The organism is Clostridium sp. UBA1652, from assembly GCF_002320975.1.
GTDB lineage: Bacteria > Bacillota > Clostridia > Clostridiales > Clostridiaceae > Clostridium_T > Clostridium_T intestinale.
Genome location: NZ_DCLI01000048.1, coordinates 152,116 through 171,581 on the forward strand (window position 1 = coordinate 152,116; position 19,466 = coordinate 171,581).

The following is a 19,466-nucleotide window of genomic DNA, read 5'->3' on the forward strand; positions in this document are numbered from 1 at the left end:
ATTGCTGAAAATAATTTTTATAATTATTTTGCAATACCTTTTACTTAAAATTTATTCAATCTTATGATGTTGCTGGAGGTGTTGTGTCAGATTTTTTAGTATATATTGTTACTGTCTCGCCTTTTTTAGCTTTAGTTTTACTTAAACGTTCAACAATATCACCATTTTGATTGTCAGTTTTTGGTTTTATCTCTTTAGATTCCATATAATCAGCTGCTTCTTGAACAGTTTTTCCAACAAGAAAACCTAGTTCAATGTCAGGATTATCATCTTTGTATTCTCCTATGGTAATAGTTATTGTAGAACCCGCATCTACAGGGTTACCTTCTCCTACACTAGTCGCTATAACTTTGCCATCCTCATTTTTGTTTGTGGTGTCTTTTGTAATAGTATCTGCTTTTAGTCCCACACTATTAAGAGCATTTATAGCCTCTTGCTTTGACAATCCTTTTAGTTTTGGCACATTTACAGGTTTCTTTCCTTGACTTACATATAAAGTGACTTTTGTATCTTCTGTTATCTCAGTATTTCCTACAGGATCTTGTCTTGTTACTTTACCATTTTCTACATTATCAGAATATTCTTTAATAACTTCTTTAATTTTTACCCCTGCATTATCTAAAAAGGCTCTTGCTTGATTTTCGTCTAATCCAGTTACATCTTGAAGTTTTTTCTTTGTTTCTTTTCCACTTACATAAACTCTTATAGTTTCACCTTTTTTAACAGTATCACCTTCATTTTTGTTAGCTTTAACTACTGTTCCTTCTGGTTCAGTGCTTTTTTCTTCTCCAGCTACTAGCATTTCAAGTCCCATATCTTTAAGAGTTTTTTCAGCATCATCTTGTTTTAGCCCTATTACCTTAGGCATTTTAAGATCTTCTGCTTTTTTATTATTTGTTGTAAGGAAATAAGTAGTAATAGCTGCTCCAGCTAAAATAAGCACAGCTACAAGGGCTAATATAATTCCTAACTTAGTTTTATTTTTCTTTTTCTTGGAGTCATCCTCTTCTTCGTCCCAGTCATCTTCGTCTTCTTCCCAATCATCATTACTTTTAGAAGTTGAGTTTTTTACAGCTGCAACATTTGCTGGGTTAACTGATGGCATAACTCTTGTAAAATCATTCTCTGTAACAGGTACTGTACCTATTATAGTATTAGGATCATTTTTTATTTTATCTAAATCTACTATCATTTCTTTTGCAGATTGATATCTTTTTATCTGTTCTTTTTCCATCGCCTTTAATATAAGTTTATTTAAGGACTCTGGTACTGCTGAATTTATATTCTTAGGAGGTACAACCTCTTCTTGTATATGCTTTAAGGCCACAGAAACAGGTGACTCAGCGTCAAATGGAACTCTTCCAGTTACCATTTCATATATAACCACACCTAAAGAATATAAATCGGTTCTACTATCTATATAGTTCCCCTTAGCTTGTTCTGGAGAAAAGTAATGAGCTGACCCTATTACATTTGATGTATTAGTAATAGTTGAAGAGTTAGTTGATTTTGCTATTCCAAAATCAGTAACTTTTAAACTTCCTTCTTCAGTAACTAATATATTTTGAGGTTTAATATCTCTATGAATGATGTTATTTTTATGTGCACAATCTAAAGCTTTAGCTATTTGAGTAGAAAAATTCAAAGCTAAATCATATGGAATTCTACCTTTTTCTCTTATTAGTTCTTTTAAGGTTTTCCCCTTAACATATTCCATTACTATATAATTATAATCATCTTGAGAACCTACGTCTAAAACATTAACTATATAAGGGTCATTTAAGTTAGCAATTGCCGTTGCTTCCTTTTTAAATTTATCTACTATATCCTCATTATCTATAAATTCATGCTTTAATATCTTTACTGCAATAAAACGATTTAGCTTTTTATCTCTAGCTTTATAAACTAAAGACATTCCACCCTCTCCTATTTTCTCTTGCAGTTCATATCTGTCTCCTAATATGATATTCTCCATATTATAACTCTCCTCCAAACACTAAAACTGTAATATTATCTCTGCCTTCTCTTTCATTTGCTAGTGTAACTAGCTGTTTAGCTGCCTCTTCATTATCATAGTTATTTAAAATATTTTCTATTTCATCATTAGTAACTTCATTTAATAATCCATCTGAGCATAGTAAATACTTGTTCTTCATTACCTTAGGTAATTTAAAGATATCTACCATAACCTCTTCATAAGCTCCAACTGCCCTTGTTATTATATTCTTCCTTGGGTGAGTTGATGCCTCTTCTTCTGTTATACTTCCACTATCAAGGAGTTCTTGTACTAGTGAGTGATCCTTTGTAACCTTAATAAGCTTATGGTCTTCTAGCATAAAGCAAGCACTATCACCAACATTAGCTACGTATAAATTTGATTCTGTTATTAAACATGCTGCTATAGTTGTTCCCATACCTTTAAACTCTTCATCTTTATTTGAAACACTAAAGACTTTTTTATTTGATGCTTTAATTGCATTTTCTAATATACAATCTTCTTTAAAGGTATCCCAATTATCCTTAATATACTCCAAAATGATTTCAGTAGCTAGCTTACTTGCTATTTCGCCAGCATTGTGTCCACCCATGCCGTCTGCTACTATAAAAAGTTTATACTCGTCTGTTTCATGGTAGTCAGCATAGTCTTCATTGACTGGTCGCCTTTTCCCGACATCGCTAATTAATCCAATCATGAGAATTCCCCCTCATTTTAATTACTAATCTCCAGATAACTTCTTCGTAATTGACCGCATGCAGCATTTATATCAGCTCCCATCTCTCTCCTTACAGTAGCCTCTACACCATATTTCCTTAAAGTTTTCTCAAATATGTCTATGTCTTCTTTTGTTGATTTTCTGTACTCTTTTTCTTTAATCTTATTTACAGGAATAAGATTAACATGACAAAGTTTTCCCTTTAACAAGTTTCCTAAAGCTTTTGCATCTTCTTTGGAGTCATTGATTCCTTTAACTAAAGAATACTCAAAGGTTATTCTTCTGTTAGTCTTTTTTATGTAATATTCACAAGCTTCCATAATCTCACTTATGGAATACTTATTTGCTATAGGCATTATCTCTTTTCTTTTTTCATCTGAAAATGCATGTAGAGAAATCGCTAATGTAACATTTAATCCTTTATCTGCAAGTTCATATATTTTAGGTACTATCCCACAAGTGGAAAGAGTTATATGTCTTTGCCCAATATTTAGCCCATATTCTGCATTAACTATTTCTAGAAACTTCATAACATTATCGTAATTGTCTAAAGGTTCTCCACTCCCCATTAGAACTATGTTAGAAATTCTTTCTTTCATTATATTTTGAGCTAGTAAAACCTGTCCAAGCATTTCTCCTGGTGTAAGGTTTCTTATTCTTCCATCTATTGTTGAGGCACAAAATTTACATCCCATTCTACAACCTACTTGTGTTGAAATACATATGGTGTTTCCATGGTTATATTTCATAATAACACATTCAATTAGATTGTTATCTTTTAGTGAAACTAAGAGCTTTTTTGTTCCATCACTTGAAGATGTATATTCTTCAACTATTTTAGGTAGAGATAAATCAAAACTCTCTTTTAACTTACTTTTCAATGGACTTGGGATGTTTTTCATATGTTCAAAATCATAAACCTCTTTATATATCCATTGAAATATTTGTTTTGCTCTAAAAGAATTTTCTCCTATTTCAACTAATTCCTCTTTAAACTCTTCTAGATTAAAATCTAATAGGTATTTCATTTTTACACCTACCTTTTCTTAAGCTTAGCCATATAGAATCCATCCATGAATTCATTAGGTAATATTGTTAAAGTTCCATCTTCATTATAAATAAAATTAGGTAAATTCCCAATAAATATCTTTTCAACTTCACAGTTTTCATGTTTTCTTAAGAATTCTTTAACATTATATTCATTTTCTTCTTTATTTAATGTGCATGTGGAATAAACCATTACTCCACCAGACTTTAAGTAACTCCAGGCATTTTCCATTATATCTATCTGGATATCTCTTATATCTTTTAAGTCTTTTATTGTTTTTTGGTATTTAATTTCTGGTTTTTTTCTAATAATTCCAAGCCCTGAGCAAGGAACATCTAATAATATTCTATCTGCTGTATTTACTAAGTCCTCATTTAGCTTAGTAGCATCCTGCTGTCTAGCATCGATTATATTTATTCCTAATCTCTTTGCATTTTCTCTAATTAAAGAAAGTTTATTTTTATGAATATCAAAGGATAAAACCTTTCCTTTATTATTTAATAGTTCTGCTATATGGGTAGACTTCCCCCCTGGTGCAGCGCATAAATCCATAACTGTCATATTTTCTTCTAAATCTAGAAGTGGAGATACAAGCATTGCACTTTCATCTTGAACTATTATTTTTCCTTCTTTAAAAAATTCATTATTTTCTATAGAACTACCTCGATCTATTGAGATAGCTTCTGGCGATATATATCCTTCACTTACCTTGTAGCCCTTTTTTTTTAGATTATCAAAAACTTCTTGATAATCCCCTTTTAAATTATTAACTCTAACAGTTAACTTAGGTGTCATATTAAGCCCTATTAGGATTTCTTCTGCTTTTTCATTTCCATATTGCTTTATAAAGAAATCTACCATCCATAAAGGAAATGAGTATTTAAAGGCTAGTTTTGAGTTCAATTTCTTAAACTCTGGCTCTTTATCTAGATTTCTTATAAAATTCCTAAGTACTCCGTTAACAAACTTAGAGGTAGAAAGAGAAAATTTCTTTGCAATTCCTACTGCTTCATTAACAGCTGCATATTCTGGAACTTTATCTAAGTATTTTAGCTGATAGATAGAAGATCTTAAAATATTTATAACTCTTCTATCTATCTTATTAACATCTTTTACATACAAGGATATTATGCTGTCTATTGATTCTTTATACTTAATTGTTCCATAAACAATCTCTGTAATAAAGCCTCTATCTTTTTGTTCTAGTGAAGCATCCTTGAAAGCATTATTCAAAGCTAAGTTTGAATATGCTCCTTTATTTAGCACTTCATCCAATACTTTTAGTGCAATTTTTCTACTATTCATTTTTACCTCAATCATCCGATCTATTTGCTATATATAAAAGTCTTACTAATTGCATAATAGCTGTAGCCGCTGCTGCAACATAAGTCATAGCTGCTGCCTTTAAAACTTTTCTTGCCCCATTAACTTCATCGCCTATTAATATTCCTCTTGTATCTAATAAAGTTATGGCTCTTTTAGAAGCATCAAACTCTACTGGTAGAGTTACTAATTGAAATATTACTACTCCAAGGAAAAATATTATTCCTAAGTATATTAAATTAGTCATAGAGAAGAAAATCCCTATAAGTATTAATATCCACGAAAAATAGTTACCAAAGTTCGCAACTGGAACAATAGCATTTCTAAATAATAGTGGAGCATACTTTTCGTTATGTTGAATAGCATGCCCTACTTCATGAGCTGCAACCCCTATAGATGCTACAGATGTGTTTCCATAAACATCTCCTGATAATCTTAACACTCTAGCTCTAGGGTCATAGTGATCGGATAAAGAGCCTGGAACCTGCTCTATTCTTACATCAAAAAGCCCAGCAGCATCTAATAAACTTCTAGCAACGTCAGCACCAGTTAGCCCGTTAAAGCTCCTTACTCTTTTATACTTTTGAAATGTTGATGTTACCATTCCTTGTGCCCAAAGAGAAAGTATTATTGCTGGTAACAAAATAATCATTGTTGGATCAAACCAATACATAAATATCACCTCTTATTTTCCTATTATAATATTTTTCTCGATCTCATTTCCATTTAAATATTGACTTATGTCTAGTGGCTTTCCATTTGGAAATTGAACTCTTTTTATAAGAAGTATTCCTTTTCCACAAGAAACCTTTATTCCATCTTTAGTTACATCTATTATCTTACCTATATCTTCTGAAGTTTTATCTTCATCTATTACTTCACTTTTAAAGATTTTCATATTTTGTTCTTTATAAGTTGTATATGCTATAGGCCATGGATTTAGTCCTCTAATCATGTTATGAATTTCTAAAGCAGTTTTATTCCAATCTATTTTAGCAATTTCCTTATTTAACATAGATGCATAGGAACTTAAGCTACCATCTTGCTTCATAGGAATAATTTCATTATTAGTATAACCTTTAATTGTATCTAATAATAGTCCTGCTCCTCTATCCATTAAAATATCATGAAGTTCACCAGATGTCATATAAGGTGTTATTTCCACCTCATCTTTTAACAACATATCTCCTGTATCTAATCCCACATCCATAAGCATTGTTGTATTTCCTGAAGTTTTTTCTCCATTTATAACTGCCCAGTTTATAGGAGCAGCACCTCTAAACTTAGGTAATATAGATGCATGAAGATTTATACAAGCATATTTAGGTATTTCTAGTATTTCCTTAGTTAATATTTGACCATAAGCGACTACAATTATGTAGTCTGGAGTAATATCTTTAAGTGCTTTTATATGTTCTTCATTATTTTTTATTTTCTCTGGTTGATATACTTTAATAGAATGTTTTAAAGCCTCTTCTTTAACTGGGGAAAAGGAAAGTTTTTTTCCCCTTCCTTTTGGTTTATCAGGTTGAGTGAAAACTGCCTCAACCTGATGATTTTCTATTAAAGCTTTTAGAGAAGGCACCGCAAAGTCTGGTGTTCCCATAAAAACTATTTTCATCTATTTCCCTCCTACTTACTTTTAATTTTATCTGTAAATAATATACCATCTAAATGGTCATTTTCATGGCATATAGCACGTGCTAACAGCCCTTCTGCTTCTAAAGTGAATTCCTCACCTTTTTCATTTAGAGCTTTAACTTTTATTTTTTCTGGTCTCTCAACTTCATCCTGCTCATTTGGAATAGATAAACATCCTTCGATATCACATACAGCACCTTCTGTACTTAATATTTCTGGATTTATAAAAACTAATGGACCTTCTCCTATATCTATAACAAACAACCTTTTTAGTATACCTACTTGTGGTGCTGCTAGCCCAATTCCATTTGCAGCATACATGGTTTCAAACATATCTTTAATTAATGTAGTTATTCTATTATTAACTTCATCAATTTTTCTACTTTTTTTTCTTAATAGTTCATCTCCGACTATCCTTATGATTCTTTTAGCCATAATTTCCTCCTATATTAAACTGTTTGGGTTTATATCAATAGATACTCTTATTTCATTATATACATTAGAGTAGATTTCATAAACCCTATCTTTGATAAATTTACATGTTTCCTCAGGTAAATCACCTTTTAATACTATCTGCCATCTATAGTTCTCTTTAATTTTTGATATTATAGAAGAACAAGGTCCAAGCATTTCTAAGTCATATTCTCCTAGAGTTTTATTAAGATGATTACCAAGTTCTTTCATAAAGTTTTTTAATAGCTCCTCATTTTTTGATGAACAATGGATAAGAAATATCTTTCCAAAAGGAGGGTAATTAAAATCTTTCCTCATTACTATTTCTTCCTTAAACAAGGCTTCATAGTCATTATTCATTGAGTGAATAATTGAATAATGTTCAGGAGTATAAGTCTGTACTATAACTTCCCCTTCTTTATCTCCTCTACCCGCTCGTCCTCCCACTTGAGTTATAAGCTGAAAAGTTCTTTCAGCCGATCTATAATCAGGAAGGTTTAAGGACATATCAGCGGCTATTACACCAACTAAAGTAACATTAGGAAAATCTAAACCTTTTGTTATCATCTGAGTTCCTATTAAAATGTCTGCTTCTCCATTTTTAAAGGAATTATATATCTTTTCATAAGAATTTTTATTTCTAGTAGTGTCAACATCCATCCTCAAAACTCTTGCTTTAGGGAAAAGTCTCTTTATTTCACCTTCAATTTTTTCAGTGCCTGCGCCAAAATATTTAATATACTTACTACCGCATTTAGGGCAATTATTATCTATTTTTTTAGCAGTTCCACAGTAATGACATATTAGGTATCCATTATTATGATAGGTCATAGATATGTCACAATGATGACATTTATACACATACCCGCATTGCCTACAAGACACGAAAGTCGAATGTCCTCTTCTATTTAAAAAAATAATACTTTGATTTTTATCCTTAAGATTCAAAGATATTTTTTCATATAATTCCCTAGAAAACATGCTTTTATTATTATTTTTAAGTTCCTGTCTCATATCTATAATCTTCATCTTAGGCATTTTTTTACTTGCAACTCTATTTTTAAGTTCAATTAATTTATATTTGTCAGTTAAACCATAATAATAACTTTCTACAGAAGGTGTTGCAGATGCAAAAACTACCTTACATTCACTTATCTCACTAAGATATTCTGCTACTTCTCTTGTATGATATTTAGGGTTCTGTTCGGATTTATACGTTCCCTCATGTTCTTCATCAACAACAATAAGTCCTAAATTTTTAAAAGGAAGAAATATTGCACTTCTTGCTCCTACAACTAGTTTAACTTTTCCTTCAGATACCCTGTGCCACTCATCAAATCTTTCTCCTTGAGATAATTTGGAGTGAAATACTGCTACCGAATTCCCAAATCTTCCTTTAAATCTTTCTATCATTTGAGGGGTCAATGAAATTTCTGGAACCAATATCAAGGTGCTTTTTTCTTCCTCAAGCATCTTTTTAGCTAATCTCATATATACTTCTGTTTTTCCACTTCCAGTTACCCCTTTTAGTAAAAATAACTTTTCTTTTGAAAAAACTATATTATTAAATGCATTTTGCTGCTCTTCATTTAACTCAAAAGTATCATAAAAGTCATATTCTCTATTATCTAATCTATTGACTTTTTCATCTAATTTAATAAGATATTTTTCAGATATCAGTTTATTAATCATATAAGAAGAGTAATTAAAGTCATTTATTAACTGACTTTTCATATACTTACCATTATTTATTTTTATAAAATCTACTATTTTTATGTATTCATCTTTAGATTCTAATTTGCCATCAAGTTCTTTATTAAAGCATATAACTTCTTTCTTTTTTTCTTTTACCCCTCTCATTATTCCTGTAGGGATAAGAAGCCTTATACTTTCTATTTTTTTACATAGATATCTATTAACCAGAAATTCAAATAGTAGAAGACTTTCGTTTTTTAGTATAGGTTCTTTATCTAAAATATTTATTAAAGACTTAATATTATTAAATCCACTTTCATTATTCTCCTGAATACCTATAACAAAACCTTCATAAAACCTATTTCCCATGCCAAAAGGAACTAGAACTCTATGTCCTAGCTTTATATCATTAACAAACTTTTCTGGAATTTTATATGTAAATAACTTATCTACACTAACTGCATCATTATTTATAACAACTTGAGCAAACAACTTCATCACCCTTTATAAAAAAACTCCCTATGGTTACATAGAGAGCTTAAATATTTACTAACCCTTAATTTTTATAATTTCATCAAATAGTTTCTTTGCTACTTCCAGTTTAGTCATCTTATCAAGTACAGTTTTCTCTCCTGTTTTTGAAATAAATATAACTTTATTATCATCAGATCCAAATCCAGTTTCTTTAGCTGTAATATCATTTCCAACTATTAAATCTAGATTTTTTTTGATTAATTTTCTTGTAGCATTTTCTTCTAAGTTATTACTTTCAGCTGCAAAGCCTACTAATATTTGCGAAGTTTTCTTTTCACCTAGAATACTAAGTATATCACTATCTCTAGTAAATTCCAAGTTTAAATTCCCTTCACCTTTTTTAATTTTCTGCTCTGAATAGGTTAAAGTTTTATAATCTGCAACAGCTGCTGACTTAATAACTATGTCAGTTTCATCAAAATATTTTAAAACTTCATTTTTCATTTCTTCATTAGTAGAAATCTTTATAGTCTTTACTCCATATGGCGGCTTTATATTAGTAGGTCCAGAAATCAAAGTAACTTCTGCCCCTCTATTTCTTGCTTCCTCAGCTATAGCATAACCCATTTTTCCAGTACTTCTATTTGTAATAAATCTTACTGGATCTATTGGTGATATAGTTGGTCCAGCTGTTATTAACACCTTTTTACCTTCTAAATCGCTAGTTTTATATAAAGTTTTTAAAACAAACTCATAAATATCTTCAACATCTGCAAGTTTTCCAGCTCCCACATCCCCGCAAGCAAGCCTACCGGAAGCAGGTTCAATAAATTCATATCCAAAACTTTTTAGTTTTTCAATATTATTTTGCACAATAGGATTTTCATACATATTTGTATTCATAGCAGGCGCAAAAACTACTGGTGCTTTTGTGGCCATAATTGTAGTTGATAACATATCATCTGCAATTCCATTTGCTACCTTTCCTATTATATTTGCTGTAGCAGGTAATACAAGCATTAGATCTGCTTTTTTAGCTAAAGATATATGTTGAATTTCCCAAGCCTTAGGCTCATCAAACATATCTGTAGTAACCATATTTTGACTTAAAGATTGGAAACTTAGTGGGGTTACAAATTTTTGTGCTGATTCAGTCATTATTACTCTAACTTCAATATCTTTTTTTCTTAACCTAGATATTACTTCAAGGGCCTTATATACTGCTACCCCTCCTGAAACTCCAATAACCACACATTTATTATTCATTTTTATTTATAACCTTCTTTTATTTGTTCAAAACTTATTGTACCTTCATTAACTTCGTTAATAGCAATAGTTAGTGATTTTTTAGAATCAACCTTAATAGTTGGTTCTTGACCGTCTATTAATTGTCTAGCTCTTTTTGAAGTAACAATAACAAGTGAATATCTATTATCTACCTTTTTCAATAAATCTACTATTGATGGATTAATCATAGAGTTGCTCATGGATTACGCCCTCCTTAGAATCTAATATATTTTCTTTTATTCTGTCTACTCTACATTTTTCAGCAGTAAGTATTGCTTCAATCTTTTTAACTGCTTCTTCTACTTGGTCATTAACTACTGCATAATTATATTTTGATACATAATTAATCTCTTGATACGCAGATTTAAATCTAGTCATAAGAGATTCTGTAGTTTCACTACCTCTTTTTATTATTCTTTGTTTTAATTCTTCCATAGATGGAGGAAGAATAAACACAAAAATACCTTCTTTTGAGTTTTCTTTTACTTTAAGTGCTCCTTGAATATCAATTTCTAATATAACATTTTTACCACTTAAAAGCATTTCTTCAACTTTAGATTTTGGAGTACCATAAAAGTTACCATAAACTTCAGCATACTCTAAAAAATCATCAGCTTCAATTTTTTTCATAAATTCAGATCTATCTATAAAGTAATAATTAACTCCATCTATTTCTCCATCTCTAGGATTACGTGTAGTTGCAGAAACAGATATGTATAAATCATCATTTTTATCTAATAATTCCTTACATATAGTACCTTTTCCAGCTCCTGACGGTCCAGAAATTACTATTAACAAACCTCTAGTAACCTCTGTCATTATTCATCAACCTCATCTACAACCTCATCCTTAGCTGATAATCTATGAGCCACTGTTTCTGGTTGTACAGCTGATAATATAACGTGATCTGAATCAGTAATTATAACTGCTCTCGTTCTTCTTCCGTATGTAGCATCTATTAACATACCCCTATCTCTTGCCTCTTGTATGATTCTTTTGATTGGGGCAGATTCTGGGCTAACTATAGCAACTAATCTATTAGCAGAAACTATGTTTCCAAACCCAATATTAATTAATTTAATACTCATTTCTTTCCTCCTAGTTACTCAATATTTTGAGTCTGCTCTCTTATTTTCTCTATTATATTTTTTATATTAATAACTATGTTAGTTATTTCAATATCGGATGATTTTGAAGCTATAGTATTTGCTTCTCTATTCATTTCTTGAATTATGAAGTCTAGTTTTCTTCCAATAGGTTCACTTAAATCAAATGTTTCAACCACTTGATTTATGTGGGAATATAGTCTAGTTATTTCCTCATCAATAGATGCCTTGTCAGCAAAGATAGCTATTTCCATCGCTATTCTACTATCGTCAATATCAACTATGTTCTTTAGCTCTTTAAGTCTATCTTGCAATTTTATCTTATAACTTTCAACAATAGTACCTGATTTATCTTCTACTCTCTTAACTAGCTCTTTTATTTCTCTAGTTTTTAAGATAATATCTTCCTTTAGCTTAGCTCCTTCTTTTTCCCTCATATCTACCATCATAGTAACAGCATCATGAAGTAGAGGTTCAAGACATCTCCATAGTTCTTCTATGTTTTCTTCTTTTTCTTCAACCATTATAACATCTGGAAATCTAGCAATTAATGAAACAGATATATCATTTTTTACATCGTATCTATTTTCTATCTCTAATAAGGATTTAAAATAGCTATCAGCTAAACTCTCATTAAATTTAGTAACTTGATCTCCTTTATGATAATTTTTTAAATTCACGAATAAATCAATTTTACCTCTATTTAAACTCTGAGATAATATTCTTCTTATTCTATCTTCAAAACTTATCATAGACTTAGGCATCCTGATATTTATATCTAAATATCTGTGATTTACACTTTTCATTTCTAGAGTAAATATTTTATCGCTACCTTCAGCGCTAGTGGATCTACCAAATCCAGTCATGCTTCTTGCCATTTTTTATCCCCCTTAAGAGTTTGTTTATTAAGCTATATTAAGATAATATACCCTTATGACACCTTAGGTCAATGGTTTGTTAACAGAAAGTTTACAATTAAATTCGTAAAAAATTGACCATCACAAAATGTAATGGCCAATCAAATAACTTACTAAGTATTATACTGCAGTAAAATAATGAAGTGTTAATTTTATTACAAATATTATAGCAAGTACTATCATAACTGGTGAAACTTTTTTCTTATCTTCTTTTTTAGAAAATAAATTCACTAAAACATTTATAAATACATAAGCTAAAACACCTATAGTTAAACCATCACCTATGCTGTAAGTCATTGGCATTAAAGCAATAGTTAAAAATGCTGGTATTCCTTCTGATAAGTCATCAAACTCTATTTCCTTAACTGCTCCCATCATTAAAAATCCAACATAAATTAGTGCTGGCGCAGTAGCAGCAGATGGTATAGCTATAAATAATGGTGAGAAGAACATAGCAATTAAGAATAATACTCCTGTTACTATAGAAGTATACCCAGTTCTTCCTCCTTCACTGATTCCAGTTGAACTTTCAACATATGTTGTTACTGTAGATGTACCAACTAAAGCTCCTGCTGTAGTACCTATAGCATCCACTAATAAAGCTCTTCCTGCATTAGGTAAGTTTCCATCTTTATCTAACATCTTAGCTCTTGATGCAACACCAACTAAAGTTCCAACTGTATCAAAAAAATCTACAAATAAAAATGTAAATACTATAACAACAAAGTTTAAAATGTTGTTTGGATCCATCATGTAGCCAAAGTCAACTTTACCAGCTATTGGTGCAATTGATTCAAACTTAAAGATACCTTGTGGCAAGAATATATTAAATGCAGCGGCACCTTCTGGATTAATTAATGCATATCCCCATGCAACCACTGTAGAAACTACTATTCCTAGAAGCATTGCTCCTTTAATATTTTTCTTTTGTATAATAACGATAGCTAATAGTCCTATACAGGTAACAACAACTGAAGGTGTTGTAAAACTTCCCATTCCAACTAATGTAGAGTCATTTTTCACAACAATGCCACTACCAGTAAAACCTATAAATGCTATAAATAATCCAATACCAGCAGTAACTGCATGTTTTAGATTAGTTGGTATACCATTTACAACTGCTTCTCTTACTTTAAATAAAGATAAAAATATAAAAATAATTCCTTCAACAAAAACGGCTGTTAATGCTATTTCCCAAGATATTCCCATTGTAATACATACTGAAAAAGCAAAATAAGCATTTAAGCCCATACCTGGTGCTAAAGCAAAAGGTAAATTTGCATATAATCCCATAAAGATAGTTGTTACACCAGCAGTTAAACAAGTTGCTGTAACTAATGCTCCTACAGGCATTCCTGTTGCACTTAAAATAGATGGGTTAACAGCTATTATGTAAGCCATTGTTAAAAATGTTGTAATTCCAGCTATTATTTCTTTTTTGAAATCAACATTCTTATTTGTAAAAATAGGAAGAAACTTTTCCTTTAAAGTCAATTTTTCCATTATTAATCCCCTTTTCTTAATATATTGTGTTTCCACACATAATATGACAAATTAGTCTATTTAATTTGTGTGAGAAACAAAATCAACGAATATTATTATATATCAATTAGTTTAAATTAGTCAATACTCAAATTTTAACCACTTCGCTCAAGCTTAATATTCGCACTTTTTAATTAATGTCGAATTATATATAGACAAATTAAGTTTTTATTATGAAATTTTAAAATTAATCTTTTGAAAAAAATAAAAAGACTACTAAGTTAATTCTTGCAGTCTCTCAAAATCATTTTAGACAATTAATGTTTGTTATAATATGTATACACTCATCCTTTGGCACAGGTTTACTAAAATAATACCCTTGCCCAAAATCACATTGATTATTCTTCAAAAAATCTAACTGTTCTTTTGTCTCTATTCCCTCAGCTACAATTTTTAACTTTAAATCCTTTATAAGATTTATTACAGACTCTACAACTATTTTATCTTGATCACTTGAAAAAATATTATTTATAAACTCTTTATCAAGCTTTACCATATTCATAGGTAACTTTTTTAGATATGTTAATGAGGAATATCCTGTCCCAAAATCATCAAGAGATAATTGTAATCCCATAGACCTCATTTTTCTAAGTACTTTTATAGCTTCTTCTAAATTAGTCATTATTGCCGTTTCTGTAATCTCTAATTTTATACTTTTACTATCTATTTTATATAAATCTAGCAGCTCAGCTATATAATCTACTATATCATCATTTATTAGTAATTTTCCTGATATATTTATTCCTATAACTAAACCACTTACTCCATTTTCTCTCCACTCTTTTATTTGCTCAAAAGCTGACTTTAATACCCACCTACTTATTTGGTCTATATACCCTATCTCTTCAGATAAAGGTATAAAATTCATGGGAGATATAAAACCCTTATTCGGTTTATACCATCTTATTAAGGCTTCAAAACCATAAACGGTATTGTCTTCTAATCTTATTATAGGCTGATAATACAACATAAATTCATCCTTACCAATAGCATGTTTCATTTCATTAATTAAATTAATTTTTTCCAAAATTCTTTTTTCCATATCATGATTATAAAAAGTATATCCATTTTTACTTCTACGCTTTACTTCAAACATAGCTGTATTAGCATTTTTAAGAAGTTCATTAAAGTCACTTCCATGGTCTTTATAAATAGCTATTCCTACGCTATAGGAAATAAAAAACTCTTGACCCTCCAGTTTCCAAGGTCTTCTGAGTATATTTAAAAGCTCTTCTATTTTATAAACAACATCAACATTCTTTTCAATATTGGTAAAAAGAATTGTGAATTCATCTCCACCAAACCTAGATGCAAAATCCTCTTCTTTAACTTGATATTTCAATATATTTGATATATATATTATAAGCTTATCTCCTAAGGTGTATCCTAAAGTATTATTTATGTTTTTAAAATCATCAATATCTATATATACCAAAGCAAACTTGTTGTTTTTTATATTTTTATTATCTATTAACTCATTAACTGTAAGTTTAAAAAAAGCACTATTAGGTAGATTACTTAAGGTATCATAATAAGCTAATTTATCTAATTTTCTATTACTATTATTCAGTTCAACAAAAGCTTTCTCTAATAACAATATTTTTTTAGCAATTAAAATATAAATTACGCACATAGTAATTAAGACATATATCCACCCTTTATATGTTTGTATTGCCCAATAAACTCTATTATCTTTTGCCAGTTTTTCTAATAAGAAGTCTGATGTTTTAATCCAGAATACTCCTAATATTAAATAAACTAATGCTATTTTCAAGGCTTCTTTTCTTGGGTTTATTCCAGCTCCTAAGTCTTTATATTTTTTTACTTTTCTTAAGTTAAATGAATTTTTAAACATTTCGTCACCTATTCAGAATTAAATCTTTACGTTATGAACCAAATTATTATATTTATTTAACGCTTCATTTAAAAGATTACTAGCATAAATTACTTCTTCATCTATTAAATTATTTTCCTTTATCTCTATTAAATGCTCAAGTCTTTCTCTTAATATATCTATATGAATAGATATAATTTCTTCTTTTTTCACTTTAAACACCTCCTAAATATAATTTTATCCATAATTGAATTAAATACTCACATATATTAAATTATAAAAAAATAGACTAAAAGTACTTTTTTATAGTACTCTTAGTCTATTTATATAGGTAAATGTTTTCATTAGGATGCTGAATTTATTAAACTTGCATTTAATTTTTCTTGTAATAAATCTTTAGCTACAATAATTAGTTTTATATCTTCTCCTTCTTTAAAAATAAAATCAAATCCCAAATCTCTTATATTATTTCTTAATTCTTTAAATTCTTTACTTGGATACTTATCAAGTATTTTTAATCTATATGTTAACACCTTTTTCTTTAAATGTTCTACTATATCAACCATATAAAACGTAATGTTCATTTTTAAATTAATATTTTCATGAAACACATTATATATACTTATTTTATCTATTATGTTTTGTAATACTTCCATAATATTATTACTATCATATAATTCTATAAATATTTTCTTAAGTTCAGAATAACATAAAGGATTATGTGTGTATTTATTATTCATAAAAACAACCTCTAAATTTTCTTTACTCTCTTCATAATAACTACTTAATCCAGAATTGCAAAATATTTTCTCCCAAATCCCTGCTGTAGGTACCAGTATATCACCTGTTGATAATATATCAGCTATTTTTGAAATTGCTATTGTACTTAGATTATCCATAAATAACACCTCCAAAATTAATTAGTTTATTCACCTTAACAAGTTAATTATACCATATTATGTATATAAAAAAATAGCCCCTAAGGGCTAAGAAGGTATCTTTATTTTACCATATTAATTTTAGTATAAAATCCAGTATATGCTAGCCATAGCCTCATCCGTTGTTCTATAGTTATCAATTTATCAAGCTCTTCACTTATAATTAAAACTCTATAATCATTAATCCCAAATATCTCTATAGCTTTATTTAGTTCAAATCTTTTTTTTTCTATTAAAAGAAGTATTCTTCCCATGTTTTCCTCCTAAGTTTTTACTATAAACTTATTTATAGGTTTAATACTTATATACATTCTCACTACTATATTATTCATCTCTTTAATATTTGAACATTATTTATGTCAATTATAATAATATTTTTATAAAGAACTAAAATTCCATAGTTTAAGGGAGGATATACTCCCCAATTATTCATCTTTTTTAAATTGTTTAACCAATTGATTAGCATAAACAGCTGCACCAACTACTAATATCCCTTGTACAAATCCTTGTACACTAAATCCTATTAAAGCAATTGCACCAGCTATTCCTATTGGCAATAATATCAAAGGTATATATTTATCTTGTATCTTTTCAGTTCCCTTAAATATCATTCCTAAGACATATAATGCAGGCACTAAAATAAGTGCATTATCTGTAATTAAACTTACAAAATCCATATTAGACTCACCCCTTAAATCTTAAAGTGAAAAGTTTATAATAAGGTATATTCTTTAGTAAAAAAATTTCCTTAATAATTATATATTCAAGTTTAATTAATTTGTTGCTTAAAATTGAACTCAATTCTATATTTAACATATTAAATATATACTAATACTATAAGCCTTATTATTAGTTAGAGGAGTGTCTATAATTGGAAGATAAAGATTTACTTGAATTGCTAGATAAGATCTATTCTGAATTAGATTTTGGTTATAAAACAATTAGTGAAGATATAGATAATTTAAAAGATGATCAGTCTAATAATACTAAATTATTAAAAAATTTGGATCCAAAAATAAAACAACTTATTAAAGTAAAAGAAAAATTTAAAAAGCAATTAGATGAGTTAAATGATAAAATTGAGGCTCTTTCAAGTCCCTCAAAAAGCAAAAAAAAATAGTATAAATTTATATATTTCGACTAAACTATAGATGTATCATCTTCCTAAAAGTAACTTTACTAATTGGCATGTATTTCGTTTCAAAGCATTGGTATCCTCTCGATACGCAAATATATAAATTACCCCTTTTGTAGCGTCATATTTGTTGAAGCTTAGGCTTCTTCAAATATGACTTTCTATAATAAAAAAGTCTAACAACTTAATATCTTATATAATATAATTTTTATAATATCCTGTTTCATTAAGAATAGAGTATACATTATTTTTATCAACTAATATTGGATTAGTTAGTATTGAAGGAACATTTATCTTTCCATTATTAACTGACTTATACGTGATTTTCTGTTCACCTTTTATTAATTTAATTGCGGCATTTATAGCAACCCAGGCTAATTCATTAGTATCTTTAAGTACTGTCATGGATTGAGTACCTTCAATAATCCTCCTAATTGCAGAAATGTCTGCATCCTGACCGGTTACAGCAACTTTTCCAGCCAAATTTTCTTCGTCCAAGGCCTCTATTACAGCTCCTGCTATTGCATCGTTCGGAGCCAAGACAGCATCAATATTATTTTCATATTGAATTAAAGAATTTTTTACAATATTATAAGCGTAATCAGGACTCCATCTTTCTACCTTTTCTTGAGTGATAATTTTTATATTCCCTGTATAAACTAAGGGCATAATATACTCCATTGCCCCTTCTATAAAAACCTCTCCATTTGGTTCCCCTAATAAAATAATGTAGTTACCTCTAGGTACTTTTCCTATAAGATATTTACCTTGGAGTTCTCCTACTCTCATAAGGTTAAAGGAAACAAATAAATCTATATCACTATTCATTGCAAGTACATCATACGATATTACCTTAATACCTCTCTTTTTAGCCTTCTCAATGGCCTCTGGTTCTCCTTCTCCATTTATTGGACATATAATTAATACGTCCACCTCTTCTAATATTAATTTGTTAATTGCTTCAATTTGCTTATCCATTTCAAAATCGTTATACTCAAATATCAAACTTAGATCTCTTATCTTTCCTTCTTTCTCCATAGCAGATTTATCTCTTTTCCATCTTTCTTCTCGCTGATTAGGTAAAATAATACCAACACGTTCATTATCTCTATTTTTTTTATTCATAAAATTACATTCTCTTAATTGTTCTATACCTAATTCTCTTAAATCTATATATTTAAATGAACCATTTAAGGTTTTTGAAATAAAACTTTCCATACTATTCCCCTGTTAATTATTTTATATATAATTAAAATATTCTTTTAAGCCTTTTTAAGATACTTTTTATTTTTTCTTCACAACAAATTGACCACAAGACATATCTCTAAAAAAGTTTATAAAGTCAAGTACCACCGGCTC

General features: G+C 29.2%; 21 protein-coding genes. 1 reads left to right on the forward strand and 20 read right to left on the reverse strand.

The genetic code is table 11. The features are described from left to right. Positions 1-61: 61 nt before the first annotated feature. The 19 genes from pknB to B3N22_RS09065 all read right to left on the reverse strand — a co-directional run bounded on the left by pknB (position 62) and on the right by B3N22_RS09065 (position 17,649). Complete coding sequence (pknB, locus tag B3N22_RS08975; RefSeq protein ID WP_286906409.1) at positions 62-1,975, reverse strand: Stk1 family PASTA domain-containing Ser/Thr kinase; 1,914 nt, start codon at positions 1,973-1,975, stop codon at positions 62-64. Between the two features lies 1 nt (position 1,976). Then, complete coding sequence (locus B3N22_RS08980) at positions 1,977-2,693, reverse strand: Stp1/IreP family PP2C-type Ser/Thr phosphatase (protein WP_286906410.1); 717 nt, start codon at positions 2,691-2,693, stop codon at positions 1,977-1,979. 17 nt (positions 2,694-2,710) lie between these two features. After that, the gene (gene rlmN, locus B3N22_RS08985) at positions 2,711-3,742 is read right to left on the reverse strand and encodes a dual-specificity RNA methyltransferase RlmN (RefSeq protein WP_286906412.1); all 1,032 of its coding nucleotides are present in this window, start codon (positions 3,740-3,742) and stop codon (positions 2,711-2,713) included. 8 nt (positions 3,743-3,750) lie between these two features. Beyond that, positions 3,751-5,067, reverse strand: coding sequence for a 16S rRNA (cytosine(967)-C(5))-methyltransferase RsmB (rsmB, locus tag B3N22_RS08990; RefSeq protein ID WP_286906414.1), 1,317 nt, complete (start codon positions 5,065-5,067; stop codon positions 3,751-3,753). A gap of 7 nt (positions 5,068-5,074) precedes the next feature. Beyond that, positions 5,075-5,758 (reverse strand): zinc metallopeptidase, encoded by a 684-nt coding sequence (locus B3N22_RS08995; protein WP_073015942.1) that lies wholly within the window; start codon positions 5,756-5,758, stop codon positions 5,075-5,077. A gap of 12 nt (positions 5,759-5,770) precedes the next feature. Continuing rightward, entirely contained in the window at positions 5,771-6,706 is a 936-nt protein-coding gene (gene fmt, locus B3N22_RS09000) for a methionyl-tRNA formyltransferase (protein WP_286906417.1), read from the reverse strand. 11 nt (positions 6,707-6,717) lie between these two features. Further along, on the reverse strand, positions 6,718-7,161 hold the full coding sequence (def, locus tag B3N22_RS09005; protein ID WP_021802156.1) for a peptide deformylase: 444 nt from the start codon (positions 7,159-7,161) through the stop codon (positions 6,718-6,720). A gap of 9 nt (positions 7,162-7,170) precedes the next feature. Continuing rightward, a complete protein-coding gene (gene priA / locus B3N22_RS09010) occupies positions 7,171-9,372 on the reverse strand; it encodes a primosomal protein N' (RefSeq protein WP_286906438.1) in 2,202 nt (733 codons plus the stop codon). A gap of 51 nt (positions 9,373-9,423) precedes the next feature. Beyond that, a complete protein-coding gene (gene coaBC, locus B3N22_RS09015) occupies positions 9,424-10,614 on the reverse strand; it encodes a bifunctional phosphopantothenoylcysteine decarboxylase/phosphopantothenate--cysteine ligase CoaBC (RefSeq protein ID WP_286906420.1) in 1,191 nt (396 codons plus the stop codon). Between the two features lie 2 nt (positions 10,615-10,616). Next, the gene (rpoZ, locus tag B3N22_RS09020) at positions 10,617-10,835 is read right to left on the reverse strand and encodes a DNA-directed RNA polymerase subunit omega (protein WP_073015937.1); all 219 of its coding nucleotides are present in this window, start codon (positions 10,833-10,835) and stop codon (positions 10,617-10,619) included. Continuing rightward, on the reverse strand, positions 10,816-11,454 hold the full coding sequence (gene gmk, locus B3N22_RS09025) for a guanylate kinase (protein WP_073015936.1): 639 nt from the start codon (positions 11,452-11,454) through the stop codon (positions 10,816-10,818). The genes rpoZ and gmk overlap by 20 nt, the downstream gene beginning before the upstream one ends. Next, entirely contained in the window at positions 11,454-11,723 is a 270-nt protein-coding gene (gene remA / locus B3N22_RS09030) for an extracellular matrix/biofilm regulator RemA (RefSeq protein ID WP_021802161.1), read from the reverse strand. The genes gmk and remA overlap by 1 nt, the downstream gene beginning before the upstream one ends. A gap of 14 nt (positions 11,724-11,737) precedes the next feature. Beyond that, entirely contained in the window at positions 11,738-12,619 is an 882-nt protein-coding gene (locus B3N22_RS09035; protein ID WP_238904622.1) for a YicC/YloC family endoribonuclease, read from the reverse strand. Between the two features lie 159 nt (positions 12,620-12,778). Further along, the gene (locus tag B3N22_RS09040) at positions 12,779-14,161 is read right to left on the reverse strand and encodes an NCS2 family permease (protein ID WP_286906423.1); all 1,383 of its coding nucleotides are present in this window, start codon (positions 14,159-14,161) and stop codon (positions 12,779-12,781) included. Between the two features lie 283 nt (positions 14,162-14,444). Continuing rightward, positions 14,445-16,055 (reverse strand): putative bifunctional diguanylate cyclase/phosphodiesterase, encoded by a 1,611-nt coding sequence (locus tag B3N22_RS09045; RefSeq protein ID WP_286906424.1) that lies wholly within the window; start codon positions 16,053-16,055, stop codon positions 14,445-14,447. 18 nt (positions 16,056-16,073) lie between these two features. Further along, positions 16,074-16,247 (reverse strand): Spo0E family sporulation regulatory protein-aspartic acid phosphatase, encoded by a 174-nt coding sequence (locus B3N22_RS09050; RefSeq protein WP_021802165.1) that lies wholly within the window; start codon positions 16,245-16,247, stop codon positions 16,074-16,076. 131 nt (positions 16,248-16,378) lie between these two features. Beyond that, positions 16,379-16,933 carry a hypothetical protein gene (locus B3N22_RS09055; protein ID WP_286906426.1) on the reverse strand — a complete coding sequence of 185 codons (555 nt, stop codon included), beginning with the start codon at positions 16,931-16,933 and terminating at the stop codon, positions 16,379-16,381. Between the two features lie 101 nt (positions 16,934-17,034). After that, the gene (locus B3N22_RS09060) at positions 17,035-17,226 is read right to left on the reverse strand and encodes an aspartyl-phosphate phosphatase Spo0E family protein (RefSeq protein ID WP_021802167.1); all 192 of its coding nucleotides are present in this window, start codon (positions 17,224-17,226) and stop codon (positions 17,035-17,037) included. Between the two features lie 171 nt (positions 17,227-17,397). Then, the gene (locus B3N22_RS09065) at positions 17,398-17,649 is read right to left on the reverse strand and encodes a phage holin family protein (RefSeq protein WP_073015931.1); all 252 of its coding nucleotides are present in this window, start codon (positions 17,647-17,649) and stop codon (positions 17,398-17,400) included. Positions 17,650-17,843: 194 nt separating this feature from the next. On the opposite strand from B3N22_RS09065, the gene B3N22_RS09070 reads away from it, so the two are divergent. After that, complete coding sequence (locus tag B3N22_RS09070) at positions 17,844-18,092, forward strand: hypothetical protein (RefSeq protein ID WP_073015930.1); 249 nt, start codon at positions 17,844-17,846, stop codon at positions 18,090-18,092. 207 nt (positions 18,093-18,299) lie between these two features. On the opposite strand, the gene B3N22_RS09075 is transcribed toward B3N22_RS09070, so the two are convergent. Beyond that, positions 18,300-19,325, reverse strand: a complete 1,026-nt coding sequence (locus B3N22_RS09075; protein WP_286906428.1) for a sugar ABC transporter substrate-binding protein — start codon at positions 19,323-19,325, stop codon at positions 18,300-18,302. Positions 19,326-19,466: the final 141 nt, after the last annotated feature.